The 23,143-nt window shown below is 74.5% G+C and carries 21 protein-coding genes; 14 read left to right on the forward strand and 7 right to left on the reverse strand.

Annotation, left to right across the window (positions count from 1 at the left end; genetic code table 11):
* The first annotated feature begins 1 nt into the window (after window position 1).
* Window positions 2–445: a hypothetical protein gene (locus ACYVI6_RS04990; protein WP_460445307.1), complete on the forward strand. Its 444-nt coding sequence runs from the start codon at window positions 2–4 to the stop codon at window positions 443–445.
* Window position 446: 1 nt separating this feature from the next.
* On the opposite strand, the gene ACYVI6_RS04995 is transcribed toward ACYVI6_RS04990, so the two are convergent.
* Entirely contained in the window at window positions 447–1,490 is a 1,044-nt protein-coding gene (locus tag ACYVI6_RS04995; protein WP_460445308.1) for a magnesium and cobalt transport protein CorA, read from the reverse strand.
* Between the two features lie 21 nt (window positions 1,491–1,511).
* Here ACYVI6_RS04995 and ACYVI6_RS05000 point away from each other — a divergent pair, with 21 nt between their 5' ends.
* From ACYVI6_RS05000 to mshC, 4 genes are all read left to right on the forward strand, one after another.
* Window positions 1,512–2,243: an MSMEG_4193 family putative phosphomutase gene (locus ACYVI6_RS05000; RefSeq protein ID WP_460445309.1), complete on the forward strand. Its 732-nt coding sequence runs from the start codon at window positions 1,512–1,514 to the stop codon at window positions 2,241–2,243.
* Between the two features lie 9 nt (window positions 2,244–2,252).
* The gene (locus ACYVI6_RS05005) at window positions 2,253–2,810 is read left to right on the forward strand and encodes a DUF3090 domain-containing protein (protein ID WP_460445310.1); all 558 of its coding nucleotides are present in this window, start codon (window positions 2,253–2,255) and stop codon (window positions 2,808–2,810) included.
* A 12-nt stretch (window positions 2,811–2,822) separates the two neighbouring features.
* The gene (locus ACYVI6_RS05010; RefSeq protein WP_460445311.1) at window positions 2,823–3,671 is read left to right on the forward strand and encodes an SCO1664 family protein; all 849 of its coding nucleotides are present in this window, start codon (window positions 2,823–2,825) and stop codon (window positions 3,669–3,671) included.
* Window positions 3,672–3,769: 98 nt separating this feature from the next.
* Complete coding sequence (gene mshC / locus ACYVI6_RS05015) at window positions 3,770–5,050, forward strand: cysteine--1-D-myo-inosityl 2-amino-2-deoxy-alpha-D-glucopyranoside ligase (protein ID WP_460445312.1); 1,281 nt, start codon at window positions 3,770–3,772, stop codon at window positions 5,048–5,050.
* Between the two features lie 12 nt (window positions 5,051–5,062).
* Here the strand turns inward: mshC and ACYVI6_RS05020 are convergent, their stop codons facing one another.
* Window positions 5,063–5,944, reverse strand: a complete 882-nt coding sequence (locus ACYVI6_RS05020) for a PAC2 family protein (protein WP_460445313.1) — start codon at window positions 5,942–5,944, stop codon at window positions 5,063–5,065.
* A 161-nt stretch (window positions 5,945–6,105) separates the two neighbouring features.
* Between ACYVI6_RS05020 and metH the strand changes: the two genes are divergently transcribed.
* Both metH and ACYVI6_RS05030 read left to right on the forward strand, forming a co-directional pair.
* A complete protein-coding gene (metH, locus tag ACYVI6_RS05025; RefSeq protein ID WP_460445314.1) occupies window positions 6,106–9,678 on the forward strand; it encodes a methionine synthase in 3,573 nt (1,190 codons plus the stop codon).
* Entirely contained in the window at window positions 9,668–10,399 is a 732-nt protein-coding gene (locus ACYVI6_RS05030) for an HAD family hydrolase (RefSeq protein ID WP_460445315.1), read from the forward strand. The genes metH and ACYVI6_RS05030 overlap by 11 nt, the downstream gene beginning before the upstream one ends.
* A gap of 84 nt (window positions 10,400–10,483) precedes the next feature.
* Here the strand turns inward: ACYVI6_RS05030 and ACYVI6_RS05035 are convergent, their stop codons facing one another.
* Window positions 10,484–11,422 carry a hypothetical protein gene (locus ACYVI6_RS05035; RefSeq protein WP_460445316.1) on the reverse strand — a complete coding sequence of 313 codons (939 nt, stop codon included), beginning with the start codon at window positions 11,420–11,422 and terminating at the stop codon, window positions 10,484–10,486.
* A 99-nt stretch (window positions 11,423–11,521) separates the two neighbouring features.
* On the opposite strand from ACYVI6_RS05035, the gene ACYVI6_RS05040 reads away from it, so the two are divergent.
* From ACYVI6_RS05040 to ACYVI6_RS05070, 7 genes are all read left to right on the forward strand, one after another.
* Entirely contained in the window at window positions 11,522–12,649 is a 1,128-nt protein-coding gene (locus ACYVI6_RS05040) for a M50 family metallopeptidase (RefSeq protein ID WP_284286885.1), read from the forward strand.
* A gap of 11 nt (window positions 12,650–12,660) precedes the next feature.
* A complete protein-coding gene (locus ACYVI6_RS05045) occupies window positions 12,661–13,668 on the forward strand; it encodes a tRNA (adenine-N1)-methyltransferase (RefSeq protein WP_460445317.1) in 1,008 nt (335 codons plus the stop codon).
* 70 nt (window positions 13,669–13,738) lie between these two features.
* Window positions 13,739–15,442 carry a proteasome ATPase gene (arc, locus tag ACYVI6_RS05050; RefSeq protein ID WP_460445318.1) on the forward strand — a complete coding sequence of 568 codons (1,704 nt, stop codon included), beginning with the start codon at window positions 13,739–13,741 and terminating at the stop codon, window positions 15,440–15,442.
* Between the two features lie 42 nt (window positions 15,443–15,484).
* Window positions 15,485–16,081, forward strand: coding sequence for a TetR/AcrR family transcriptional regulator (locus tag ACYVI6_RS05055; RefSeq protein WP_460445319.1), 597 nt, complete (start codon window positions 15,485–15,487; stop codon window positions 16,079–16,081).
* The gene (locus ACYVI6_RS05060) at window positions 16,081–17,814 is read left to right on the forward strand and encodes an ABC transporter ATP-binding protein (protein WP_460445320.1); all 1,734 of its coding nucleotides are present in this window, start codon (window positions 16,081–16,083) and stop codon (window positions 17,812–17,814) included. Before ACYVI6_RS05055 ends, ACYVI6_RS05060 begins: the two co-directional genes overlap by 1 nt.
* Window positions 17,811–19,904: an ABC transporter ATP-binding protein gene (locus tag ACYVI6_RS05065; RefSeq protein ID WP_460445321.1), complete on the forward strand. Its 2,094-nt coding sequence runs from the start codon at window positions 17,811–17,813 to the stop codon at window positions 19,902–19,904. The genes ACYVI6_RS05060 and ACYVI6_RS05065 overlap by 4 nt, the downstream gene beginning before the upstream one ends.
* The gene (locus ACYVI6_RS05070; RefSeq protein ID WP_460445322.1) at window positions 19,894–20,313 is read left to right on the forward strand and encodes a hypothetical protein; all 420 of its coding nucleotides are present in this window, start codon (window positions 19,894–19,896) and stop codon (window positions 20,311–20,313) included. Before ACYVI6_RS05065 ends, ACYVI6_RS05070 begins: the two co-directional genes overlap by 11 nt.
* A gap of 10 nt (window positions 20,314–20,323) precedes the next feature.
* On the opposite strand, the gene ACYVI6_RS05075 is transcribed toward ACYVI6_RS05070, so the two are convergent.
* Genes ACYVI6_RS05075 through ACYVI6_RS05090 form a run of 4 tightly spaced genes read right to left on the reverse strand, consistent with a single transcriptional unit; the run spans window position 20,324 to window position 23,110 of the window.
* The gene (locus ACYVI6_RS05075) at window positions 20,324–21,265 is read right to left on the reverse strand and encodes a GNAT family N-acetyltransferase (protein ID WP_460445323.1); all 942 of its coding nucleotides are present in this window, start codon (window positions 21,263–21,265) and stop codon (window positions 20,324–20,326) included.
* Window positions 21,262–21,633 carry a DUF3054 domain-containing protein gene (locus tag ACYVI6_RS05080; RefSeq protein WP_460445324.1) on the reverse strand — a complete coding sequence of 124 codons (372 nt, stop codon included), beginning with the start codon at window positions 21,631–21,633 and terminating at the stop codon, window positions 21,262–21,264. Before ACYVI6_RS05080 ends, ACYVI6_RS05075 begins: the two co-directional genes overlap by 4 nt.
* A complete protein-coding gene (locus tag ACYVI6_RS05085; protein WP_460445325.1) occupies window positions 21,630–22,574 on the reverse strand; it encodes an alpha/beta hydrolase in 945 nt (314 codons plus the stop codon). The genes ACYVI6_RS05080 and ACYVI6_RS05085 overlap by 4 nt, the downstream gene beginning before the upstream one ends.
* Entirely contained in the window at window positions 22,571–23,110 is a 540-nt protein-coding gene (locus ACYVI6_RS05090; RefSeq protein ID WP_460445326.1) for an NUDIX hydrolase, read from the reverse strand. The genes ACYVI6_RS05085 and ACYVI6_RS05090 overlap by 4 nt, the downstream gene beginning before the upstream one ends.
* Window positions 23,111–23,143: the final 33 nt, after the last annotated feature.

Below are 23,143 nucleotides of genomic sequence, written 5' to 3' on the forward strand. Positions count from 1 at the left end.
GGTGCACCGCAACCAGGACGCCCGCCCGATCTACGTCGTCGCGACGCTCGCCCTGCTGGCGGTGCTGGTCGTCGCGCTCTTCACCCGCTGGCGGACGACGGCCCTGGTGCTGGTGCCGCTGGTCTGGTTGCTGCTGCTCGGGTTCATGCTGCCGCTGGGCGCCGAGGTGGTGCCGGGCGGCGTGCGCTTCCGCTGGCCGCTGCGGCGGGTGCTCGTCACGCCGGGCGAGCTGAAGAGCGTCCGGATGGTGCCCGGCCCCGGCCGCACCCCGATGGTGCGGCTGCGCGTCGGCCGCACCCCGCGCTGGACCGTCATGCTGCACCGCTGGACCGACCCGGACCCGCTCGCCGCCGCCCTGCTGCGCGTCGTGCAGGAGGCCGACGGCCTGCAGCCCGAGCGCCGCGAGCAGGTGCTGGCGCACCTGCACAACGTCGCGCGGCGCTGACCTAGAGCCAGCCGCTGCGCTTGAACGAGCGGAACAGCACGATGCAGGCGGTCGCCATGAGCGCCAGCGCGTAGAAGTAGCCCAGGTGCCAGCGCAGCTCGGGGATGTTCTCGAAGTTCATGCCGTAGATGCCGGCGATCATGGTGGGCACGGCGGCGATCGCGACCCAGGCCGAGATGCGGCGCATGTCGTCGTTCTGCTGCACCGAGACCCGCGTCAGGTGGGCGCTGAGGATGTCGGTGAGCAGCCGGTCGTAGGACTCGACGTGGTCGACGACCTGCAGCAAGTGGTCCGAGACGTCGCGGAAGAACGGCTTCGAGTGCTCGGGGATGTGCGGGACGTCGCGCAGGAACAGCCGCTTCACCGGCTCGACCAGCGGCACCACGGCGCGCCGGATCTCGAGCACCTCGCGCTTCAGCAGGTAGATGCGGCGGGCGTCGGCCGAGCCCTTGCGCCGGCTCGCGCTGTTCTCCGGCTTCGCCTCGCCCTCGGCCTGCTGCTCGACCTCGACCTCGCCGGCGAAGACGCTCTCCTCCATCTCCTCGAGGTCCTGGCCGATCTCCTCGTCGATCTCGAGGTAGTCGTCGACCACGGCGTCCATCACGGCGTAGAGCACCGCGGCCGGGCCGTGCGAGAGCCTCTCGGCGTTGTCCTCCAGCCGCTTGCGCACCTCCGCCAGCGGCATCGCCTCGCCGCGGCGCACCGTCACCACGAAGTGGTCGCCGACGAAGACCATGACCTCGCCGGTCTCGACCTGCGACGTCGACTCGGTGTAGCGCAGCGGCTTCAGCACGCAGAACAGCGAACCGTCGTAGACCTCCAGCTTGGCGCGCTGGTTGCCGTTCACGGCGTCCTCGATGGCGAGGGGGTGCAGGCCGAGCTCCTCGCGCACCAGCTCGAACTCGCCGTCCGTCGGGTCCTTGAGGCCGATCCAGATGAAGCCGTCGGGTACCTCGCGGAGCTGCTCCAGCTCGTCGGACAGGTCGGTGCAGAGCTGGCGCTTGCCGTCGCGGTAGACGGCCTGGTCGACGATCACGTCGCACATCGTGCCTCGTACAGTGCACACGTGCCCACGCTGCTGCTCGTCCGCCACGGCCGGACCACCGCGAACACCGCCGGCGTGCTGGCCGGGTGGACGCCGGGGGTGCGCCTCGACGAGCAGGGCGAGGCGCAGGTGGCGGCGCTCGGGCAGCGTGCGGCCGTGCTGCCGATCGCCCAGGTCGTCACCAGCCCGCTCGAGCGCTGCGGGCAGACCGCCGCCGCCCTCACCGCCGTCCCGGGCCCGAAGGGCGCCGCGCGACCCGAGCCGGTGGTCGACGACCGGCTGGGGGAGTGCCGCTACGGCGACTGGACCGGCCGCGAGCTGAAGACGCTCGCGAAGGAGCCCATGTGGCAGGTGGTGCAGCAGCACCCGAGCGCCGCGGTGTTCCCCGGTCCCGAGGGCGAGTCGATGCGGGCGATGCAGGCCCGCGCGCTCGACGCCGTCCGCGAGTGGGACGCCCGCGTCGCCGCCGAGCACGGGCCGGACGCCGTCTGGGTGGCGGTCTCGCACGGCGACGTGATCAAGGCGATCCTGGCCGACGCGCTGGGCAGCCACCTCGACCAGTTCCAGCGCATCGTGGTCTCGCCGGCGTCCGTCTCGGTGGTGCAGTACACGCCGACCCGCCCCTTCGTCGGGCGGGTCAACGACGTCGGCGGCGACCTGTCCGGGCTGGTGCCGCCGCCGCGCAGGGGACGCCGGGCCCGTGCCCCGAAAGCCCCGACGGGCGACGCGGTCGTCGGCGGCGGCGCGTCGTAGGGTCGGCGCATGCCCGTCTTCGAGTACGACCTCCCCGAGCGCTTCGTGGCGGGGACCGTCGGCGTCCCAGGCGACCGGACCTTCTACCTGCAGGCCGTGCAGGGGCCGCGCGTCACCAGCGTCGCCCTGGAGAAGCAGCAGGTGCAGGTGCTCGGTGAGCGGGTCGACGAGCTGCTCGACGAGGTGGTGCGCCGCACCGCCGGCGAGGCGTCGGTGCCCGCCGTCACCCCGACCGGCGCCGACGACAACGGGCCGCTCAGCCTGCCCATCGAGGAGGACTTCCGGGTCGGCACGATGAGCCTGGCGTGGGACGCCGACGCCGAGCGGGTCGTCATCGAGTGCCTCGAGGTGGGCGAGGATTCCGAGCCCGACGAGGACGGCGAGGTCACGCCGTCGCCCGACGCGTCGATGCTGCGGGTCAGCCTCACCGGTGCCGCCGCCCGCGCCTTCGCCAAGCGCGCCGGGGCCGTCGTCGCCCAGGGCCGCCCGCCGTGCCCGTTCTGCGGCAACCCGCTCGACCCCGAGGGGCACGTCTGCCCGCGGGCCAACGGGCACCGCCGTCGCTGAGGCCCGACCGACGTGACCGACGCCGTGCCCGACCTGCCCGAGCCCGCTGCGCCCCTGGCGCACGACGTGGCGCTCGAGCTGCTGCGCCGCGGGCGGATCGACGTCGAGGGGCGCATGGCCGCCGCGTCGAACGCGACCCTGTACGCCGGCGTCGAGCACGAGGGCGTGCGGGCGCACTGCATCTACAAGCCCGTCGCGGGGGAGCGGCCGCTGTGGGACTACCCGCACGCCACCCTGTCGCGGCGCGAGGTCGCCGCGTACGAGGTGTCGGCCGAGACCGGCTGGGACGTCGTGCCGCCCACCGTCTGGCGCGACGGCCCGTTCGGCGAGGGCAGCGTGCAGCTGTGGGTCGACACGGTCGACACCGGCGTCGACCAGCCCGACCTGGTCGACGTCGTCGACGCCGGGCGGGTGCCGCCGGGCTGGCTGGGCGTGCTCGACGCGGAGGACGGCACCGGGCGCGACGTCACGCTGGTGCACGCCGACGACCCGCGACTGGCCCGGATGGCGGTGTTCGACGCGGTCGTCGACAACGCCGACCGCAAGGGCGGGCACGTGCTGCCCGCCGGCGACGGCACCGTGCACGGGTGCGACCACGGCCTGACCTTCAACGAGGAGGACAAGCTGCGCACGGTGCTGTGGGGCTGGGCGGGCGACCCGCTGCCCGACGACGCCGTCGAGGTGCTGCTGCACCTGCGGACCGAGCTCGCAGAGGGCCGGCCGCTGCGGGCGCGCCTCGACGACCTGCTCGAGCCGGCCGAGGTGTCGCGCACCCGGTTCAGGGTCGAGCGGCTGCTGCGCCGCGGCGTCTTCCCGCAGCCCCGCCGCGGCGGCCCCGCCATCCCCTGGCCGCCCTTCTAGCCCCACCCTCCCCGCCGAGATGCGAGCAGCGGTTCACCTGGGCCGCCCTCCGTGACCCGCTACTCGCATCTCGGCACGGGGACCGTAGGGTTGCGGGCGTGATCGCCTGGCCGCCGCCGTTCGTCCCGTCCGTGCCCGGTGAGGGCGTCCCGCTGCGGGTGCACGACACGTCGACGGGCACGCTGCGCGAGACCACCCCCGGCGAGACCGCCCGGCTGTACGTCTGCGGCATCACGCCGTACGACGCGACGCACATGGGGCACGCCGCGACGTACGTGACCTTCGACCTGCTGCAGCGGGTGTGGCGCGACGGCGGGCACGCGGTGCACTACGTGCAGAACGTGACCGACGTCGACGACCCGCTGCTCGAGCGCGCCACCCGCGACGGCGTCGACTGGCGCGACCTGGCGACCCGCGAGATCGCGCTCTTCCACGAGGACATGACCGCGCTCGCCGTGCTGCCGCCGGACGACTACGTGGGCGTCGTCGAGAGCGTCGAGCGGATCGCCCAGGACGTGGTGACGCTGCTCGGCTCCGGCCGCGCGTACCGGGTGGCGGTGCCCGAGAGCGACGGGGCCGAGCCGGCCGAGGGGAGCGAGGGCGCGCACGACGTCTACTACGACGTGCAGGCCGACGACCGGTTCGGCGCCGTCAGCGGCTGGACGCGCGAGCAGATGCTCGAGGTGTTCGCCGACCGCGGCGGCGACCCCGACCGCGCCGGCAAGCGCGACGTGCTCGACCCGCTGCTGTGGCGCGCCACCCGGCCCGGCGAGCCGTCGTGGGACGGCGGGCCCGAGCTGGGTGCGGGCCGCCCGGGCTGGCACGCCGAGTGCACGACGATCGCGCTGACCCGGCTCGGCGACGGCTTCGACGTGCAGGGCGGCGGCACCGACCTGATCTTCCCGCACCACGAGATGAGCGCGGTGCAGGCCCACGGGCTCACCGGCGAGTGGCCGTTCGCGCACACGTACGTGCACCAGGCGATGGTCGGGCTCGACGGCGAGAAGATGAGCAAGTCCAAGGGCAACCTGGTGCTCGTCTCGCGGCTGCGTGCCGAGGGCGTCGACCCGATGGCGATCCGGCTGGCGATCCTGGCCCACCACTACCGCACCGAGTGGTCGTGGACGGCGCAGGGCCTGACCGACGCGCAGGCCCGGCTCGACCGCTGGCGGGCGGCGCTGAGCGGCAACGGCGGCCCAGACGCCACCGAGGTGCTGCGGGCCGTGCGCGAGCGGCTGGCCGACGACCTCGACGCGCCGGGCGCGCTGGCCGCCGTCGACCAGTGGGCCGACGCCGCACTCACCCTCGGCGGCGACGTCGAGGGCGCACCGGGGATCGTCGGCCGCGCGCTGGACGCGCTGCTCGGCGTCCGCGTCTGACCCGGGCCGGGCCTAGGGCTGCGGGGTGCCCGGCCCGCCGGCGCGCGGCGGCTCGCCGTCGCCGCGGCGCCGCAGGTAGCGCTCGAACTCCTGGGCGATGGCCTCGCCGGTCGCCTCGGGCAGGTCGGTGGTGTCCTTCGCCTGCTCCAGGGTGCGCACGTACTCGGCCACCTCGCTGTCGCCCTCGGCCAGCTCGTCGACGCCGCGCTCCCAGGCCTGCGCCAGCTCGGTGAGGTCGTCGAGCGGCACGGTGACGTCGAGCAGCTCCTCGACCCGGCGCAGCAGCGCCAGCGTGGCCTTCGGCGACGGCGAGGCGCCGGCGTAGTGCGGCACCGCGGCCCAGAGCGAGACCCCGGGCAGCCCGGCCTGCTGCGCGGCGTCCGCGAGCACGCCGACGATGCCGGTCGGCCCCTCGTACTGCGAGCGCTCGACCCGCAGCCGGTCGAGCATCGCCGGGTCCTCGCTCGTGCTGGTGATCGGGATCGGCCGGGTGTGCGGCACGTCCGCGAGCAGGGCGCCGATCGTCACGATGCCGGTGACGCCGAGGCGCTGCGCGGTCTCGAGCAGCTCGATCGTGTAGGCGCGCCAGCGCATCGACGGCTCGATGCCGTCGACGAGCACCACGTCGCGCCCGATCGACGGCACGGACGCCGCGAGCAGCCGCGTGGTCGGCCAGGTGATCCGCCGCGTGCCGCCGTCACCGCCCACCGTCGGCCGGTTGACCTGGAAGTCGTAGTAGTCCTCCGGGTCGAGGGCGGCGAAGGGCTCGGCGCCCCACACCCGCGCCAGGTGCTCGATGGTGGCCGACGCGGCCTCCCCGGCGTCGTTCCAGCCCTCGAAGGCAGCGAGCATGACCGGGTCGTGCAGCTGCGGGACGTCCGCGAGCTCGATCACCCAGGGCCTCCTCCTCGACGTGCGCGGCGCAGGGTGCTGCGCCGTCGGCCACCCCACGATAGTTGCGCGCGCGCCGTCCCACGTGGCGGGCCGCACCCGCGCTTCGTCGGGGGCCGCCCGTAGACTCGTCGCTGCCCCGCCCCACGTCCCAGAGGTCCCACATGAGCAGCCGCTCCGACCTGTTCCGCGCCGCGATGCACGAGCGCGTCCTGATCGCCGACGGCGCGATGGGCACGATGCTCCAGGCGGCCGACCCCTCCCTCGACGACTTCGAGGGGCACGAGGGCTGCAACGAGGTGCTCAACGCCACCCGGCCGGACGTCGTCCGCTCGGTGCACGAGGCGTACCTCGAGGTCGGCGTCGACGCGGTCGAGACGAACACCTTCGGCGCCAACCTGGCCAACCTCGGCGAGTACGACATCGCCGACCGCATCACCGAGCTGTCGCTGGCCGGCGCGCGGGTGGCCCGCGAGGCCGCCGACGCGTGGTCGACGCCCGATCGGCCGCGCTTCGTCATCGGCTCGATGGGGCCGGGCACGAAGCTGCCGTCGCTGGGGCACGCGCGCTACGCCGACCTGCGCGACGCGTACCAGGCCGAGGTCGCCGGGCTCGTCGAGGGCGGCGCCGACGCGCTGCTGATCGAGACCGCCCAGGACCTGCTGCAGGCCAAGGCCGCGGTCGTCGGGGCGAAGCGGGCGATGCGCGACGCCGGCGCCGACCTGCCGGTGCTCGTGCAGGTGACCGTCGAGACCACCGGCACGATGCTGCTGGGCAGCGAGATCGGTGCGGCGCTGACCGCGCTCGAACCGCTGGGCGTCGACGCGATCGGGCTGAACTGCGCCACCGGCCCCACCGAGATGAGCGAGCACCTGCGGCACCTGTCGCGGCACGCCCGGGTGCCGGTCACCGCCATGCCGAACGCCGGCCTGCCGCAGCTCAGCCGCGACGGCGCGTTCTACCCGCTGACGCCCGAGCAGCTCGCGACGGCGCACGTGCAGTTCATCGAGGAGTTCGGCCTGTCGCTGGTCGGCGGCTGCTGCGGCACCACGCCCGAGCACCTGCGCCAGGTGGTCGAGGCGGTGCACGGCCGGCAGCCCGCGCCGCGCCGGCCGCGCCACGAGGCGGGTGTCGCCAGCCTGTACCAGCACGTGCCGTTCCAGCAGGACACCGCGTTCCTGTCGATCGGCGAGCGCACGAACGCCAACGGCAGCAAGGCCTTCCGCGAGGCGATGCTCGAGCAGCGCTGGGACGAGTGCGTCGAGATCGCCCGGCTGCAGACCCGCGACGGCGCCCACCTGCTCGACGTCTGCGTCGACTACGTGGGTCGCGACGGCGCCGACGACATGCGCGAGCTGGTCGGCCGGCTCGCCACCAGCTCGACCCTCCCGCTGGTGCTCGACTCGACCGAGCCGGCCGTCATCGAGGCGGGCCTGGAGATGCTGGGCGGCCGCGCGGTCGTGAACTCGGTGAACTTCGAGGACGGCGACGGGCCCGACAGCCGGTTCGCCCGGGTGATGCCCGTCGTCCGCGAGCACGGGGCGGCGGTCGTCGTCATGTGCATCGACGAGACCGGGCAGGCGCGCACCCGCGACCACAAGGTGGCCGTGGCCGCCCGCACGATCGACGCGCTCGTCGACGAGTGGGGCATGGAGCCGTCCGACGTCGTCGTCGACTGCCTGACCTTCCCCATCGCCACCGGGCAGGAGGAGACCCGCCGCGACGGCATCGAGACGCTCGAGGCGATCCGCGAGCTGAAGCGGCGCTACCCGGACGTGCAGACCACGCTCGGCGTCTCGAACGTCTCCTTCGGCCTGAACCCGGCTGCGCGCGTGGTGCTGAACTCGGTGTTCCTGCACGAGGCGACGAAGGCCGGGCTCGACTCGGCGATCGTGCACGCGGCGAAGATCCTGCCGATGAGCAAGATCGACGAGGAGCAGCGCCGGGTGGCGCTCGATCTGGTCTTCGACCGTCGCCGCTGGGTCGACGACGACCCCTCGACCGGCCGCCTCGAGTACGACCCGCTGCAGACCTACCTCGACCTGTTCGAGGGCGTCGACTCCGCGTCGCTGCGCGAGACCCGCGCCGAGGAGCTGCTCGCGCTGCCGCTGGGTGAGCGGCTGGAGCGGCGCATCGTCGACGGCGAGCGCAAGGGCCTCGACGCCGACCTCGACGAGGCGCTCGACCGCGGGCAGTCGGCGCTCGACATCATCAACGAGCACCTGCTGGCCGGCATGCGGGTGGTCGGCGAGCTGTTCGGCCGCGGCGAGATGCAGCTGCCGTTCGTGCTGCAGTCGGCCGAGACGATGAAGGCCGCCGTCGCCCACCTCGAGCCGCACATCGAGGGCGCCGGCGACGTCGGCGCCAACGGCCGCCGCAAGGGCAAGGCGACGATCGTGCTGGCCACGGTCAAGGGCGACGTGCACGACATCGGCAAGAACCTCGTCGACATCATCCTGACGAACAACGGCTACGACGTCGTGAACATCGGCATCAAGCAGCCGGTGGGCGAGATCCTGCGTGCCGCCGAGGAGCACGAGGCCGACGCGATCGGCATGAGCGGGCTGCTGGTGAAGTCGACCGTCGTGATGAAGGAGAACCTCGAGGAGCTGAACGCCCGGGGCATCGCCGCGAACATGCCGGTGCTGCTCGGCGGCGCGGCGCTCACCCGGGCGTACGTCGAGGACGACCTAGCCTCGGTGTACCAGGGGCAGGTGCGCTACGCCCGCGACGCCTTCGAGGGGCTGCGGCTCATGGACGCCATCGCGAAGGCCAAGGCCGACCCGTCGCTCAGCGTCGAGCAGGCGCTGCCCGAGCTGCGCAGGCGGCGGGTGCGCCGCCGCGCCGAGGGCACCGACGAGACCGGCGAGCCGCTGGCCGTCGACACCCGCCGGTCCGACGTCGCAGCCGACGTCGAGGTGCCGGTGCCGCCGTTCTGGGGCACCCGGGTGGTCAAGGGCATCGCCCTGGCCGACTACGCCGCCTACCTCGACGAGCGCGCCACGTTCCTCGGCCAGTGGGGGCTGAAGGGCACCCGCGGCGCCGAGGGCCCGAGCTACGAGGAGCTCGTCGAGACGGAGGGCCGGCCGCGGCTGCGCGCGTGGCTCGACCGCATCCGGGCCGAGGGGCTGGTCGAGGCGGCGGTCGTCTACGGGTACTTCCCGTGCGTCAGCGAGGGCAACGACCTCGTGGTGCTGCACACCGACACCCCGACAGGTGGCCCGCGGGCGGGGGAGGAGATCGCCCGCTTCACGTTCCCCCGGCAGCGTCGCGACCGGCGGCTGTGCCTGGCGGACTTCTTCGCCGCGCGCGACAGCGGCCGGGTCGACGTCCTGCCCATGCAGCTGGTGACCATGGGCAACCGGGTCTCGCAGGCGGCGAACGAGCTGTACGCGGCGAACGCGTACCGCGACTACCTCGAGCTGCACGGCCTCTCGGTGCAGCTCACCGAGGCGCTCGCCGAGCTGTGGCACGCCCGCGTGCGCGAGGAGCTCGGCCTGGTCGAGGACGACGACGAGCAGCTCGACGGCATCCTGCGCCAGGGCTACCGCGGCTCGCGCTACTCCTTCGGCTACCCGGCCTGCCCCGAGCTCGCCGACCGCTCGACGCTCGTGCGGCTGCTCGAGCCCGAGCGGATCGGGGTCGAGCTGTCGGAGGAGCTGCAGCTGCACCCCGAGCAGTCGACCGACGCCATCGTCGTCCACCACCCCGAGGCCAAGTACTTCAATGCCACCTGAGCTCCTGCCCGCCGACTCCACCGCGGTCGACGGCGTGCTGCCCGCCGCCGTCCTGTGGGACATGGACGGCACGCTGCTCGACACCGAGCCCTACTGGATCGAGGGCGAGCACGCGCTCGTCGAGCGGTACGGCGGCACGTGGTCCGACGAGCACGCCCACCAGCTGGTCGGCAACGACCTCATGGTGTCGGCCGCGTACATCCGCGAGCACGGCCCGGTGCCGCTCGAGCCCGAGCAGATCGTCGACGAGCTGCTCGAGGGGGTCGTGCGGCTGGTGCGTCAGCACGTGCCGTGGCGACCCGGCGCGCTCGAGCTGCTGCACGAGCTGCAGCGCCGCGGCGTGCGGTGCGCCCTGGTGACGATGTCGTGGACGTCGCTCGCGCAGACGTTCCTCGACGCCGTGCCGCCGGGCACGTTCGAGGTCGTGGTCACCGGCGACCGGGTGACGCGCGGCAAGCCGCACCCCGAGCCGTACCTCGCGGCCGCTGCCGGTCTCGGGCTGGCGCCGGCGCAGTGCGTCGCCATCGAGGACTCCGCCACCGGCACGGCCTCGGCGCTGGCCGCCGGCGTGCCGACCCTCGCGGTGCCGCACGTGGTCGCCGTGCCGCGGGCCGACGGACTGTCGTTCGCCGGCTCGCTCGCCGACGTCACACCGGAGCTGCTCGGCCGGATCGCCGCCGGCGAGGTGCTCGACCTGATCGGTCCGCCGGCCGGCGACTGACCCTCGCCCGGGCGGACCCCGGGCACACGACGACGGCCGGCCGGGATCGCTCCCGGCCGGCCGTCGTGTCGTGCGGCTCGGTGCCTAGTGGCGCCGGTGGGCGCGCGCCGGACGGCGGCGGGCGCCGACGACGAACGCGGTGCCGAGCGCCAGCAGACCGGCGCCGGCGGCTGCGGGCCGCAGGTCCGTGCCGGTGTAGGCCAGCTCTCCGGCCGGGGCGGCCTCGCCCGACGTGGTGCTGACGTCGGAGACGGTGATCCCCGCCTGGTCGGTGGTGCTGGTGCCGGACGTGTTCGAGGCGCTGCCCGGACCGGTCGTGGTCTCGGTCGGCCCGGTGGTGAGGGTGTCCGTCGTGCTGGTGGTGCTCGACGTCGTGGTCTGGCTGGCCGTCGTCGGGCTGGTGGTCGTCGACGTGGTGAGCGTCGGGCCGGTCGTCGTGCTCGTGGTGCTCGACGTCGTGGTCTGGCTGGCCGTCGTGGGGCTCGTCGTCGTGGACGTGGTCGACGTCGGCGACGTGGAGGTGGTGCTCGTCGGCGACGTCGTCGTGGAGGTGGTGGACGTCGTGGGCGACGGGGTCGCGCAGTCGTCGCTGCCGGCGTGCCCGATGGAGCCGTTGTCGAAGTGCGGGTAGGGCTGGCCGGGCACGTACGGCGCACCGGCGTAGACGTCCCACTGGTAGAAGCCGCACTCGGGGACGTCGAGGGTGATCGTCACCCGCCCGGTGCCGGCGTCGAGGTGCACCGCCTGCGTGCTGCGCAGCACCTGCGGGTAGGTCTTGTCCCCGGGGCCCTGGTAGCTGGCCGGCAGGTCGAACGTGCTGACCTGCACGTCCTGCGGCGCGCAGTCGGCCGCGGCCTGGTGCAGGGTCAGCTGGTCGCCGCTGCGCGAGGCGACCACGTGGCAGCCGTCGCCGGCGGCCTGGGCGCTGCTGGGTGCGAGCAGGGCGAGCGTCGTGCCGCCGCCCAGCACCGCGAGCGTCGCGAGCAGCGGTCGCCGCCCGCTGAGGTGTCGTGTTCCGGACATGCCTGCCTCTCGTGCCAAGGGGGCCGTCCGGCCCAGGATGCTGACGCACCGTTTCACGGCGCACAGGCTTCGTCCAGTTCATCCACGTACGATCTGTGGATGGACCGCGCCGGCATCCGACTCGGACGGTTCCTCGGCGCGCCCGTGCTGCTGTCCGGCACCTGGTTCGTCCTGGCCCTCGTCGTGCTGGTCTCGCTGGGCCCGAGCCTGCAGGTGCGGCTCGGGCTCGGCGTCGGCCCGGCGTACGGCGTCGCCCTGCTCTACGCCGTCCTGCTGCTGCTCTCGGTGCTCGCCCACGAGCTCGCGCACGCCGCGACCGCCCGGGCCATGGGGCAGCAGGTGCACGAGATCGTCGTGCACCTGATGGGCGGGCACACCGAGTTCTCCACCGACCTCGGCCGCCCCGGCCGTCGGGCCCTGGTCGCCGCCGCCGGCCCGCTGGCCAACGCGGCGATCGCCGTCGCGGCGTCCGCGGTGGCGCCCTCGGTCGGTGACCCGGTCGTCGGCACCCTGGTCGACCTGCTCGCCTACGGCAACGCCGCGCTGGCGGTGCTCAACCTGCTGCCCGGCCTGCCCCTCGACGGCGGCGCGGTCGTCGAGTCGTTCGTGTGGGGCGTGACGCGGCGGCGCAGCCTGGGCACCGTCGTCGCCGGCTGGGGCGGCCGCGTGGTCGCCGTCGGCTTCGTCCTCGTGGTGCTGGTGCTGCCGCTGGTCCGCGGCTCGCGGCCCGGGATCTTCAGCGCGGTGTGGTCGCTGCTCATCGCCGCGTCGCTGTGGCAGGGCGCCACCGCGGCGATCCAGGTCGGTCGGCTGCGTGGCCGCGCCGGGTCGCTGCGCCTGTCCGACCACGTCGAGCCGGCCGTGGGTGTGCCGGCGGCCACCGACGCGTGGGCCACCGTGCCGCTCGACCCGCCGCACCACGTGGTGGTGCTCGACCCCGGCGGCGCCCCCGTCGGACTGGTCGACGCCGCGCGGCTGCGCACGCTGCACGCACCGGGTGGGCCGCCGGCCGGCACCCCGGCGACCGCCGTGATGACGGTGCTGCAGCCCGCGATCACCATGCCCGCGACCGCCGCCGGCGACGTCGTCCTGGAGACGCTGGCCGGGAGCCCGGCCGCCGTCTACGTCGTGACCGGCCCCGACGGGCGCGTGGTGGGCGTCGCGTCCGGCGACCGCCTGGCCGGTGCGCTGACCGGTGCGTCCGGACGGACGGCCGGCACGCCATAGGATCGGCGACCGTGACCGACCAGCCGCCCGGGTCGAGCGGGCCCACCGAACCGGTCGGGCCCACCGGGGCCGACCACCGCAGGGGCCTGCTCGCCGAGGGCGAGCGCGTGCAGCTCACCGACCCCAAGGGCCGGCTGCACACCATCACGCTGCAGCGCGGCCGCTCGTTCCACACGCACGCCGGCTGGTTCGCGCACGAGGCCCTCATCGGTCGGCCCGAGGGCGTCACGGTCACCAACACCGGGGGCATCGAGTACCTCGCGCTGCGCCCGCTGCTGTCGGACTACGTGCTGTCGATGCCGCGCGGTGCCGCCGTCGTCTACCCCAAGGACGCCGGGCAGGTCGTCGCGATGGCCGACATCTTCCCCGGCGCCCGGGTGGTCGAGGCCGGCGTGGGCAGCGGCGCGCTCACCATGTCGCTGCTGCGGGCGGTCGGCGACACCGGCAGCCTGCTGAGCGTCGAGCGGCGGCACGACTTCGCCCAGGTCGCGCGCGGCAACGTCGAGGCGTTCTTCGGCGGGCCGCACCCGGCGTGGCAGCTCGAGGTGGCCGACCTGCAGACCTACGTGCCCGAGCACGTCGAGGCCGGGTCCGTCGACCGGGTGGTGCTCGACATGCTCGCGCCCTGGGAGTGCCTCGACGCGGTGGCGCACGCGCTCGCGCCCGGCGGGGTGCTCATCTGCTACGTCGCGACCACCACGCAGCTGTCCCGCGTGGCCGAGGACGCGCGGACGCACGGCGGCTTCACCGAGCCGCAGGCCTGGGAGTCGCTGGTGCGCGGCTGGCACCTCGAGGGGCTCGCGGTGCGGCCGGACCACCGGATGGTCGCCCATACCGGCTTCCTGGTCACGGTGCGCCGGCTGGCACCCGGCGTCGTCCCGCCGGTGCGCCGCCGCCGCCCGGCGAAGGGGATGCCCGACACCGACCAGTGGACCGAGGAGGACCTCGGCGAGCGGCCGGTGTCGGCCAAGAAGGTGCGGCGCGCCGCGCGCGACGCCTCCGCACCCGTCGGCGACTGACGCGCTCGCCGCGCGGATGTGACGCGAACCGCGGGCCCGTCGCCCCGCGGACGGCGAAGTCGCCGGGTTAGTGTCGTGCTTCGAGTGGTTCGCACGAGAGGTGGCCGACATGACGCACTCCCCGCAGGGGCCGGACGACGCGCGCGAGCACGGCCTCGGTGGCCGGGCGGCGCAGCTGCAGGAGGCCCTCGAGAGCACCGCGGCGCAGAACGAGCGGCTGGTGCGGACGCTGCGCGAGGCCCGCGACCAGATCGTCACCCTCAAGTCCGAGGTCGACCGGCTCGCCCAGCCGCCGTCCGGGTTCGGCACGATCGTCGAGGTGCTCGGCGAGGGCACCGTCGACGTCCTCACCGGCGGGCGCAAGATGCGGGTGGCGGTCAGCCCGGCGGTGCCGGCCGAGCAGCTGACCCCCGGCCGCGAGGTGCTGCTGAACGAGGCGCTGAACGTCGTCGAGGCGCTGGCGTTCGAGCGGGTCGGCGAGGTGGTGTCGCTGAAGGAGCACCTCGGCGAGGACCGCGTGCTCGTCGTCGGGCACGCCGACGAGGAGCGGGTGGCCCGGCTGGCCGACTCGCTGCACGACCAGAAGCTGCGCGCCGGCGACGGCCTGCTGCTCGACCCCCGCGCCGGCTTCGTCTACGAGCGCATCCCGAAGGCCGAGGTCGAGGAGCTCGTGCTCGAGGAGGTGCCCGACATCGCCTACGAGGACATCGGCGGCCTCGGCGGCCAGATCGACCAGATCCGCGACGCCGTCGAGCTGCCGTACCTGCACCCCGACCTGTTCCGCGAGCACCGGCTGCGCCCGCCGAAGGGCGTGCTGCTCTACGGCCCGCCCGGCTGCGGCAAGACGCTCATCGCCAAGGCGGTCGCGGCCTCGCTGGCGCGCAAGGTGGCCGAGCGCACCGGGCAGCCGCTGGGCAAGTCGTTCTTCCTGAACATCAAGGGTCCCGAGCTGCTGAACAAGTACGTCGGCGAGACCGAGCGGCACATCCGGCTGATCTTCCAGCGGGCCCGCGAGAAGGCGTCCGGCGGCACGCCCGTCGTGGTGTTCTTCGACGAGATGGACTCGCTGTTCCGCACCCGCGGCTCGGGGGTCAGCTCCGACGTCGAGACCACGATCGTGCCGCAGCTGCTGTCGGAGATCGACGGCGTCGAGCGGCTCGAGAACGTCATCGTGATCGGCGCCTCGAACCGCGAGGACATGATCGACCCGGCGATCCTGCGCCCGGGCCGGCTCGACGTGAAGATCAAGATCGAGCGACCGGACGCCGAGGCCTCGCGCGACATCTTCAGCAAGTACCTGACGGCCGACCTGCCGCTGGGGGAGGGCGACCTCGCCGAGCACGGTGGCGACCGCCAGGAGACCGTCGACGCGATGATCCAGGCGACCGTCGAGCGGATGTACAGCGAGATCGAGGACAACCGGTTCCTCGAGGTGACGTACGCCGGCGGCGACAAGGAGGTCCTGTACTTCAAGGACTTCAACTCCGGCGCGATGGTGCAGAACATCGTCGACCGGGCCAAGAAGCAGGCCATCAAGGACTTCCTGACCACCGGACGTCGCGGCATCCGCGTCGACCACCTGCTCGAGGCGTGCGTCGACGAGTTCAAGGAGAACGAGGACCTCCCGAACACCACGAACCCCGACGACTGGGCGCGCATCTCCGGCAAGAAGGGCGAGCGGATCGTCTACATCCGCACGCTCATCAACACCAAGAAGGGCACCGAGCCGGGCCGGTCGATCGACACCGTGGCGAACACGGGGCAGTACCTCTGACCACCTTGACTGAGTGAGCACTCACTCAGCACACTGTGCGGCGTGCCCCGCGCCACGCCCCTGTCACCGGACGAGCGCCGACGTCATCTCGTCGACGCGACGCTGCCGCTGCTCGTGCAGCACGGCCGGGCGGTGAGCACCCGGCAGATCGCGCGTGCCGCCGGGGTCGCCGAGGGCACGATCTTCCGGGTGTTCGACAGCAAGGACGAGCTGCTCGAGGCGGCCGTCGCCCGCGCGCTCGACCCCGAGCTGCTGGTGCGCGACCTCCAGGCGGTCGACGTCGACCAGCCGCTGGAGGCGCGGCTGGTCGAGGTGGTGCAGGTCATGCAGGAGCGGCTGCAGCACGTCTGGGCGCTGATGCTCGCGATGGGCCGCGACCGCCCGCCGGATGCCGAGCGGCTGCGCGGCGGGGCCGCCCGGCCGAAGCTCGTCGGCAGCGGGCCGGCGCTCGACGCCGTCCGCGCCCTCGTCGAGCCCGACCGCGACGCGCTGCGGGTCGAGGTCGACGAGCTCGTGCGCCGGCTGCGGGTGCTCACCTTCGCCGGCACCCACCCGCTGATCACCGACGGACAGCCGATGACCGCCGACGAGATCGTGTCGACGCTGCTCGACGGCCTCCGGACGCGAGGAGACGCCTGATGCTCACCCGCCTGCTGCGCACCCACCTCGAGCCGTACCGCCGGTTGCTGGCCGGCGTCGTCGCGCTGCAGCTGCTGGCGACGATCGCCTCGCTGCTGCTGCCGAGCCTGAACGCCGACCTCATCGACCGCGGGGTGGCCGTCGGCGACACCGGGGCCATCCTGCGGATCGGCCGGTGGATGCTCCTCGTCGCCCTGGTGCAGGGGGCCGCGTCGTACGGCGCGGTCGTGCTCGGCTCGCGGACGGCGGCAGGCTTCGGCCGCGACGTCCGCGGCGCGCTGTTCCACCGGGTCGGCACGTTCTCCGCCCGCGAGATCGGCCAGCTCGGCGCGCCGTCGCTGATCACCCGCACCACGAACGACGTCACGCAGGTGCAGCTGCTCGTGCAGCTGTCGTGCTCGCTGCTGGTCGCCGCGCCGATCACCTGCGTCGGCGGCGTCGTCATGGCGCTGCGCGAGGACCTCGGGCTGTCGTGGCTGATGGGCGTCAGCGTGCCGGTGCTGGCGGTGTCGATCGGGCTCGTCGCACGGCGGATGGTGCCGGGCTTCCGCAGCATGCAGGTGCGGATCGACGCGGTGAACCGGGTGCTGCGCGAGCAGATCACCGGCGTCCGGGTGGTGCGGGCCTTCGTGCGCGAGCCGTTCGAGCGGCAGCGGTTCGCGCGGGTCAACGGCGAGCTGACCGAGACGGCGACGGCGGTGGGCCGGCTGACCGCGCTGATGTTCCCGATCGTGATGCTGGTGCTCAACGTGTCGAGCGTCGCGGTGCTGTGGTTCGGCGGGCACCGCATCGCCGACGGGCAGATGCAGGTCGGGGCGCTGACGGCGTTCCTGTCGTACCTGCTGCAGATCCTGATGTCGGTGATGATGGCGACGTTCGTGCTGGTGATGGTGCCGCGCGCCGCCGTCTGCGCCGAGCGCATCGAGGAGGTGCTCGGCACCGCGTCGTCCGTCGTGCCGCCGGCGGTGCCGGTGCGGCCGCCGGGGCGGGGCGCCGACCTGGTGCTCGACCACGTGGGCTTCACCTACCCGGGTGCCGACGCGCCGGTGCTGCGCGACGTCACGCTGACGGCCCGCGCGGGGCAGACCACCGCGGTCGTCGGCAGCACGGGGTCGGGCAAGACGACGCTGGTGCAGCTGGTGCCGCGGTTGATGGACGCGACCACCGGCGCGGTGCGGCTCGACGACGTCGACGTGCGCGGCCTCGCACCGGACGACCTGTGGGACCGCATCGGGCTGGTGCCGCAGCAGCCGTACCTGTTTGGCGGCACCGTCGCGAGCAACCTGCGGCTGGGCGCGCCCGACGCCACGGACGACGAGCTGTGGGCCGCGCTCGACGTCGCGCAGGCGCGGGACTTCGTCGAGGCGATGGCGCAGGGGCTGCTGTCGCCCGTCGCCCAGGGCGGCACGAACCTGTCGGGCGGGCAGCGGCAGCGGCTGGCGATCGCTCGCGCCGTGGTGCGGCGTCCGGCCGTCTACCTGTTCGACGACGCGTTCAGCGCGCTCGACCTGCGCACCGACGCCAGGGTGCGCGCCGCGCTGCGGCCCGTCGTCGCCGACAGCGTCGTGCTGGTGGTCGCCCAACGGGTGTCGACCGTCGTCGACGCCGACCAGATCGTGGTGCTCGAGGGCGGCGCGGTGGTCGGCCTGGGCCGGCACGACGACCTGCTGGCGACCTGCCCGACGTACCGCGAGATCGTCGCGTCGCAGCTGACCGCCGAGGAGGCCGCGTGAGCACCCAGCAGGCACGGCGGCCGGCCGGCCCGGGCGGACCGGGTGGTCCGGGTGGCCCGGGTGGCCCGGGTGGTCGCGGTGGGCCCGGCGGACCCGGCCACGGTCCCGGCGGCGGGCGTCCAGGCGGTCCGATGGCGATGGCGGTGCCCACGCAGAAGGCCCTGCGCTTCGGGCCGTCCGCGCGCCGGCTCGTCGAGCGGCTGCGGCCGGAGCGCACGACGTTCGTGCTCGTGGTGCTGCTGGCCGTGGCGTCGGTCGGGCTGAGCGTGGTCGGGCCGCGGCTGCTCGGCCGGGCCACCGACCTCGTCTTCGCCGGGGTCGTCGGCAGCCGGCTGCCCGCCGGCCAGACCACCGCGGAGGCGGTGCGGGCGCTGCGCGCGCGGGGCCAGGGCACCCTGGCCGACGTCGTGCAGCGGGCCGGCGTCGTGCCGGGGCGGGCGATCGACTTCGGCGCCGTCGGCCGGGTGCTGCTGCTCGCGCTGGTGCTGTACGTCGTGGCCTCGCTGTGCATGCTCGTGCAGGGCCGGCTGCTGAACCTCGCGGTGCAGCGCACGGTGCAGCGGCTGCGCTCCGACGTCGAGGACCAGCTGCACGAGCTGCCGCTGCCGTACTTCGACGGCCGGCCGCGCGGCGAGATCCTCAGCCGGGTCACGAACGACATCGACAACGTCGCCCAGTCGCTGCAGCAGACCCTCAGCCAGCTGCTGACGGCCCTGCTCACCGTGGTCGGCGTCGTCGCGATGATGCTCGTCGTCTCACCGCTGCTGTCGCTGGTCGCGCTGCTCACCATCCCCGCCTCGCTGCTGCTGACCCGCGCGGTGGCGCGGCGCGCGCAGGGCCGGTTCGTCGCGCAGTGGGCGGCCACCGGGCGGCTGAACGGGCAGGTCGAGGAGGCCTTCAGCGGCCACACCCTGGTGAACGTGTACGGCCGGCGCGCCGAGGTCGAGCGGGAGTTCGCCCGCACCAACCAGGAGCTGCACGACGCGGCGTTCGGCGCCCAGCTGGTGTCGGGCCTGATCATGCCCACGATGCTGCTGGTGGGGAACCTCGGCTACGTCGCCGTGGCGGTGGTCGGCGGCCTGCGCATCACGTCCGGGACCATGACCCTCGGCGACGTGCAGGCGTTCGTGCAGTACTCGCGCCAGTTCACCCAGCCGCTGACGCAGGTGGCCTCGATGGCCAACCTGCTGCAGTCGGGGGTGGCCTCCGCCGAGCGGGTGTTCGAGCTGCTCGACGCCGAGCGGCAGTCCCCCGACCCCGAGCCGGCGGCGACCGTCGAGCACCTGCGCGGCCGGGTGGCGTTCGAGCACGTGCGGTTCGGGTACGACGAGCGCCCGCTGCTGCGCGACCTGTCGCTGGTGGCCGAGCCGGGCCAGACCGTGGCGGTCGTCGGGCCCACCGGTGCCGGCAAGACGACGCTGGTGAACCTGCTCATGCGCTTCCACGAGCTGCAGGGCGGGCGGATCACCCTCGACGGCGTCGACGTCGCCACGATGCGCCGCGACGACCTGCGCTCGCGCGTCGGCATGGTGCTGCAGGACGCGTGGGTGTTCGACGGCTCGATCCGCGACAACATCGCCTACGGCCGCCCGAGCGCGACGGAGGCCGAGGTGCTGCGCGCGGCCGAGGCGGCGTACGTCGACCGCTTCGTGCACGGCCTGCCCGACGGCTACGACACGCTCGTCGGCACGGACGGCGGCGACCTCAGCGCGGGGGAGCGGCAGCTGATCACGATCGCTCGCGCGTTCCTCGCCGACCCGGCGCTGCTGGTGCTCGACGAGGCCACCAGCTCGGTCGACACCCGCACCGAGGTGCTGGTGCAGGAGGCGATGGCGGCGCTGCGGTCCGACCGCACGAGCTTCGTCATCGCGCACCGCCTGTCGACGATCCGCGACGCCGACCTGATCCTGGTGATGGACGCCGGGGAGATCGTCGAGCAGGGCACGCACGCCGAGCTGCTCGCCGCCGGCGGCCGCTACCGCGAGCTGTACGACGCGCAGTTCGCCGCGCCGACCACCGACCCGACCGGTCTCGACGAGCCGGGCCCGGCGGCAACCGGTGCCGTGCGACACTCGTCCGGTGGCTCGTGACCCCGAGATCGAGCGGCTGCGGCTCGAGGTGGTGCAGTCGTTCCGGCTGCTGCGCGCCGCGCCGCGGCTGACCCCGCAGCTGATGGCGCTGCTCGAGGCACGGGGCGAGCTCGAGCCGCTGATCGACCTGAGGGGTCCGGACGACGACGGCGTGCTCACGCTGCAGGGGCGGGTGCTGCGGATGCGGCACCGGTTCGAGCCCGGCGACGACGCGGCCGCCCGGCTGGACGCCGCGGTGCGCGAGGTGGCCGAGCACGCGCGGCAGCGGGGCGCGGGCTCCCTCGAGCTGCGGGCGGTCGTCGAGGGCCGGCCGAGGTGGACGCACCGGGTGCTGCGCCGCGGCGGCTGGCGCGCGCAGCAGCTGCCGGACGGCACCCACGAGTGGCGGCTGCGCGTGGTGCTCTCGTGAGCACCGCGGCTCAGCCCTCGAGCACCTCGCTGAACGGCGTCCCGTCGAGTAGGTGCGTGCGCAGCGTGCCGGCCAGCCAGGGCAGCGCGTCCGGCGGCAGGTCGGCCGGGTCGAACCAGGCGACCTCCGAGCACTCCGCCACGGGCGCCGGCTCACCGCGCCAGCGCTCGGCGACGTAGAAGCAGTCGACGCCGGACGCCTGCGCCTCCTCGTAGCGCTGCACGCCCAGCAGCCGCGCGTCCTCCACGTCGACCAGCACGCCGACCTCCTCGGCCAGCTCGCGCACCGCGCCCACGACGTACCGCTCGCCGCGCGAGACGTGCCCGCCCGGCAGCCCCCACAGCCCCTCGCCGTACAGGACGCCGGACCGGCGGGCCAGCAGCACCCGGCCGTCGTCGGGGCGGCGCAGCACCACCCAACCGCACAGGTGCTCGGCGGTGGCGTCCGGCAGCGCCGCGCTGAGGCCGGGACGCACGAACATCGTCAGCAGGTCGAACCGCTGGTCGCCCCAGCGCACGATGCCCGGCACCCGCCCGCCCACGACGAACCCGTGCCGCTCGTAGAGCGCGACCGCCCGCGCGTTGTCGGCGCGCACGTCGAGCGTCAGCACCTCGACGCCGGTCGCCGCCGCGTCGGCGAGCAGCGCGTCGACCAGCCGGCCGCCCAGGCCCCGCCCGCGGTGCGCGTCGGCGACCACGAGCTTCTCCAGCTCGGCGCTGCCGGCCAGCGACGGCCGCGACCGCCGCCGCCAGAAGCCGAGCGCCACCAGCGCGCCGCCGTCCTCGACCACGCGCACGCCGGCGTCACCGGTCGCGAGGCGCGCGTCGAGGTCGGCCAGCCGCGCAGCGACCTCGTCCCGCGACGGGGGCTCGAGCCACCCCAGCGCGGCACCGCCGAGCACGGCCTCGTGCAGCAGGCCGTGCACCTCGTCGAGCCGGTCGAGCAGCGTCACGACGCGCTCCGTCGGCGCACCGCGGCCGCGACCCCGCGCCAGCCCACGAGCGTGGCGCCCAGCACCACCGAGGCCACGACGACGAACGACGGTGCGGTGCCCTCGCCGGTCACCCGGCGCAGCACCATGCCGCCGGCCACGGCGCCGACCCACGCTGGCACGCCGGTGCGCAGCGGCGACAGCGGCTCGCGCCACCCGCGCCCGGCCAGCCAGCCGAGGGCGAGCCCACCGAGGAACGGCGCCGCCGTGCCCGCGGTGCCGACCAGGTCGAGCCCCTCCGCGTGGCTGCGCCGCCCGGTCGCGGCGAACGCCACGACGCACACGACGTCCGCCGCGGCGGCCGCGAGCACCCGCCGTCCGCCGGTCACGCGAACGCCTCGCGCAGCGCGGTGACCAGCTCGGCCAGCGCCTGCGCGCCGACCGGCACGCCGCCGGGGAAGGAGTGGAAGCCGTGCGGGGTGTCGACGTACTCGGTCAGCCGCACGGGCACGCCCTCGGCGCGCAGCCGCTCGGCGTACCGCGACCCGTCGTCGGCCAGCGGGTCGAGCTCGGCGGTCTGCACCAGGGCGGGCGGCAGGCCGGCCAGCGAGGGCGCGAGCAGCGGCGACACCCGCGGGTCGGTCGGGTCGCCGTCGCCGAGGTACAGGTGCAGGAAGCCCTCGACGTCGCGGCGGGTCAGCACCGGCGCGTGCGCGTTGCGGGCGATCGACGGCGACGACAGGGTCGCGTCGGTGGCCGGGTACAGCAGGGCCTGCAGCACGAACGCCGGTCCGCCGTGGTCGCGCGCGTGCTGGGCGAGCACCGCGGCGAGATTGCCGCCGGCGCTGTCGCCCGCCACCGCGATCCGCGCCGGGTCGACGCCGAGCTGCCCGGCCTCGTCGACCAGCCACGACGTCACCGAGACGCAGTCGTCGACCGCCGCGGGAAAGGGGTGCTCGGGCGCCATCCGGTAGTCGATCGAGGCGACCAGCGCACCGGTGCGGGCCGCGAGCTGCGCACACAGCGCGTCGTAGCGGCGCACGCCGCCCTGCACCCACCCGCCGCCGTGCACGAAGACGATCATCGGGCCGGGCGTGCGGCGGTCGGCCTGCTCGACGAACCGCACCCGCACCGGGCCGGACGGCGTGGGCGCCAGCTCGTCGCGCCGCAGCGTGCCGCGCGGCACCCGCCCGAACACGCGGTCGAAGGGGAACACCTCGGGCGCGCGGCGGCGGCGGCTGGCGGCGCGCTGGGCCGGGGTGGCGTCGACGACCTCCGTGCGGTCGAACCCCTCGATCAGGCGCAGGACGGCGCGGGTGCGCAGGTTCACGTGAGCTCCGGGTGGGTCAGCAGCCGCTCGGCGGCCACGCGGCCGTCGGGTACGAACGGGGCGTCGGACGCGAGCAGGGCGCGCAGCTCGTCGAGAGTGCGCCACCCGCCCTCGGCGACCTCCTCCGGCTGGTGCCGCACCACGGCACCGGCCGGACGGACGGCGTCGTACACGTGCACCAGGTGGTGCGACGACGCGTCCTGGAACCAGAAGCGGTCGAGACGGCGCAGCGGCACGTCGTGGACGCCGAGCTCCTCGGCGAGCTCGCGCGCGGCGGCGTCGTCCGGCAGCTCACCGGCGCCGACGACCCCGCCGGCGAAGCAGTCCCACCGGCCGGGCCAGACGTCCTTGGTGTCGGTGCGGCGGTGCACGTAGACGCCGGCGCCCAGCCCGTCGCCGTCGCGCAGCAGCACCGCGGTCGCCGCGTGCGGGAGGTTCTCGGCGCGCACCCGCGAACGGGTCGCCGAGCCCACGACCCGCGGCTCGGCGTCGGCCGGCACCTGCGGGTCGTAGAGGGCGACGAGCTCGTCCGGCACAGCGGCACCCTATGGGGTCGGTGCGACACCTGC

The organism is Angustibacter aerolatus (genome assembly GCF_054776675.1).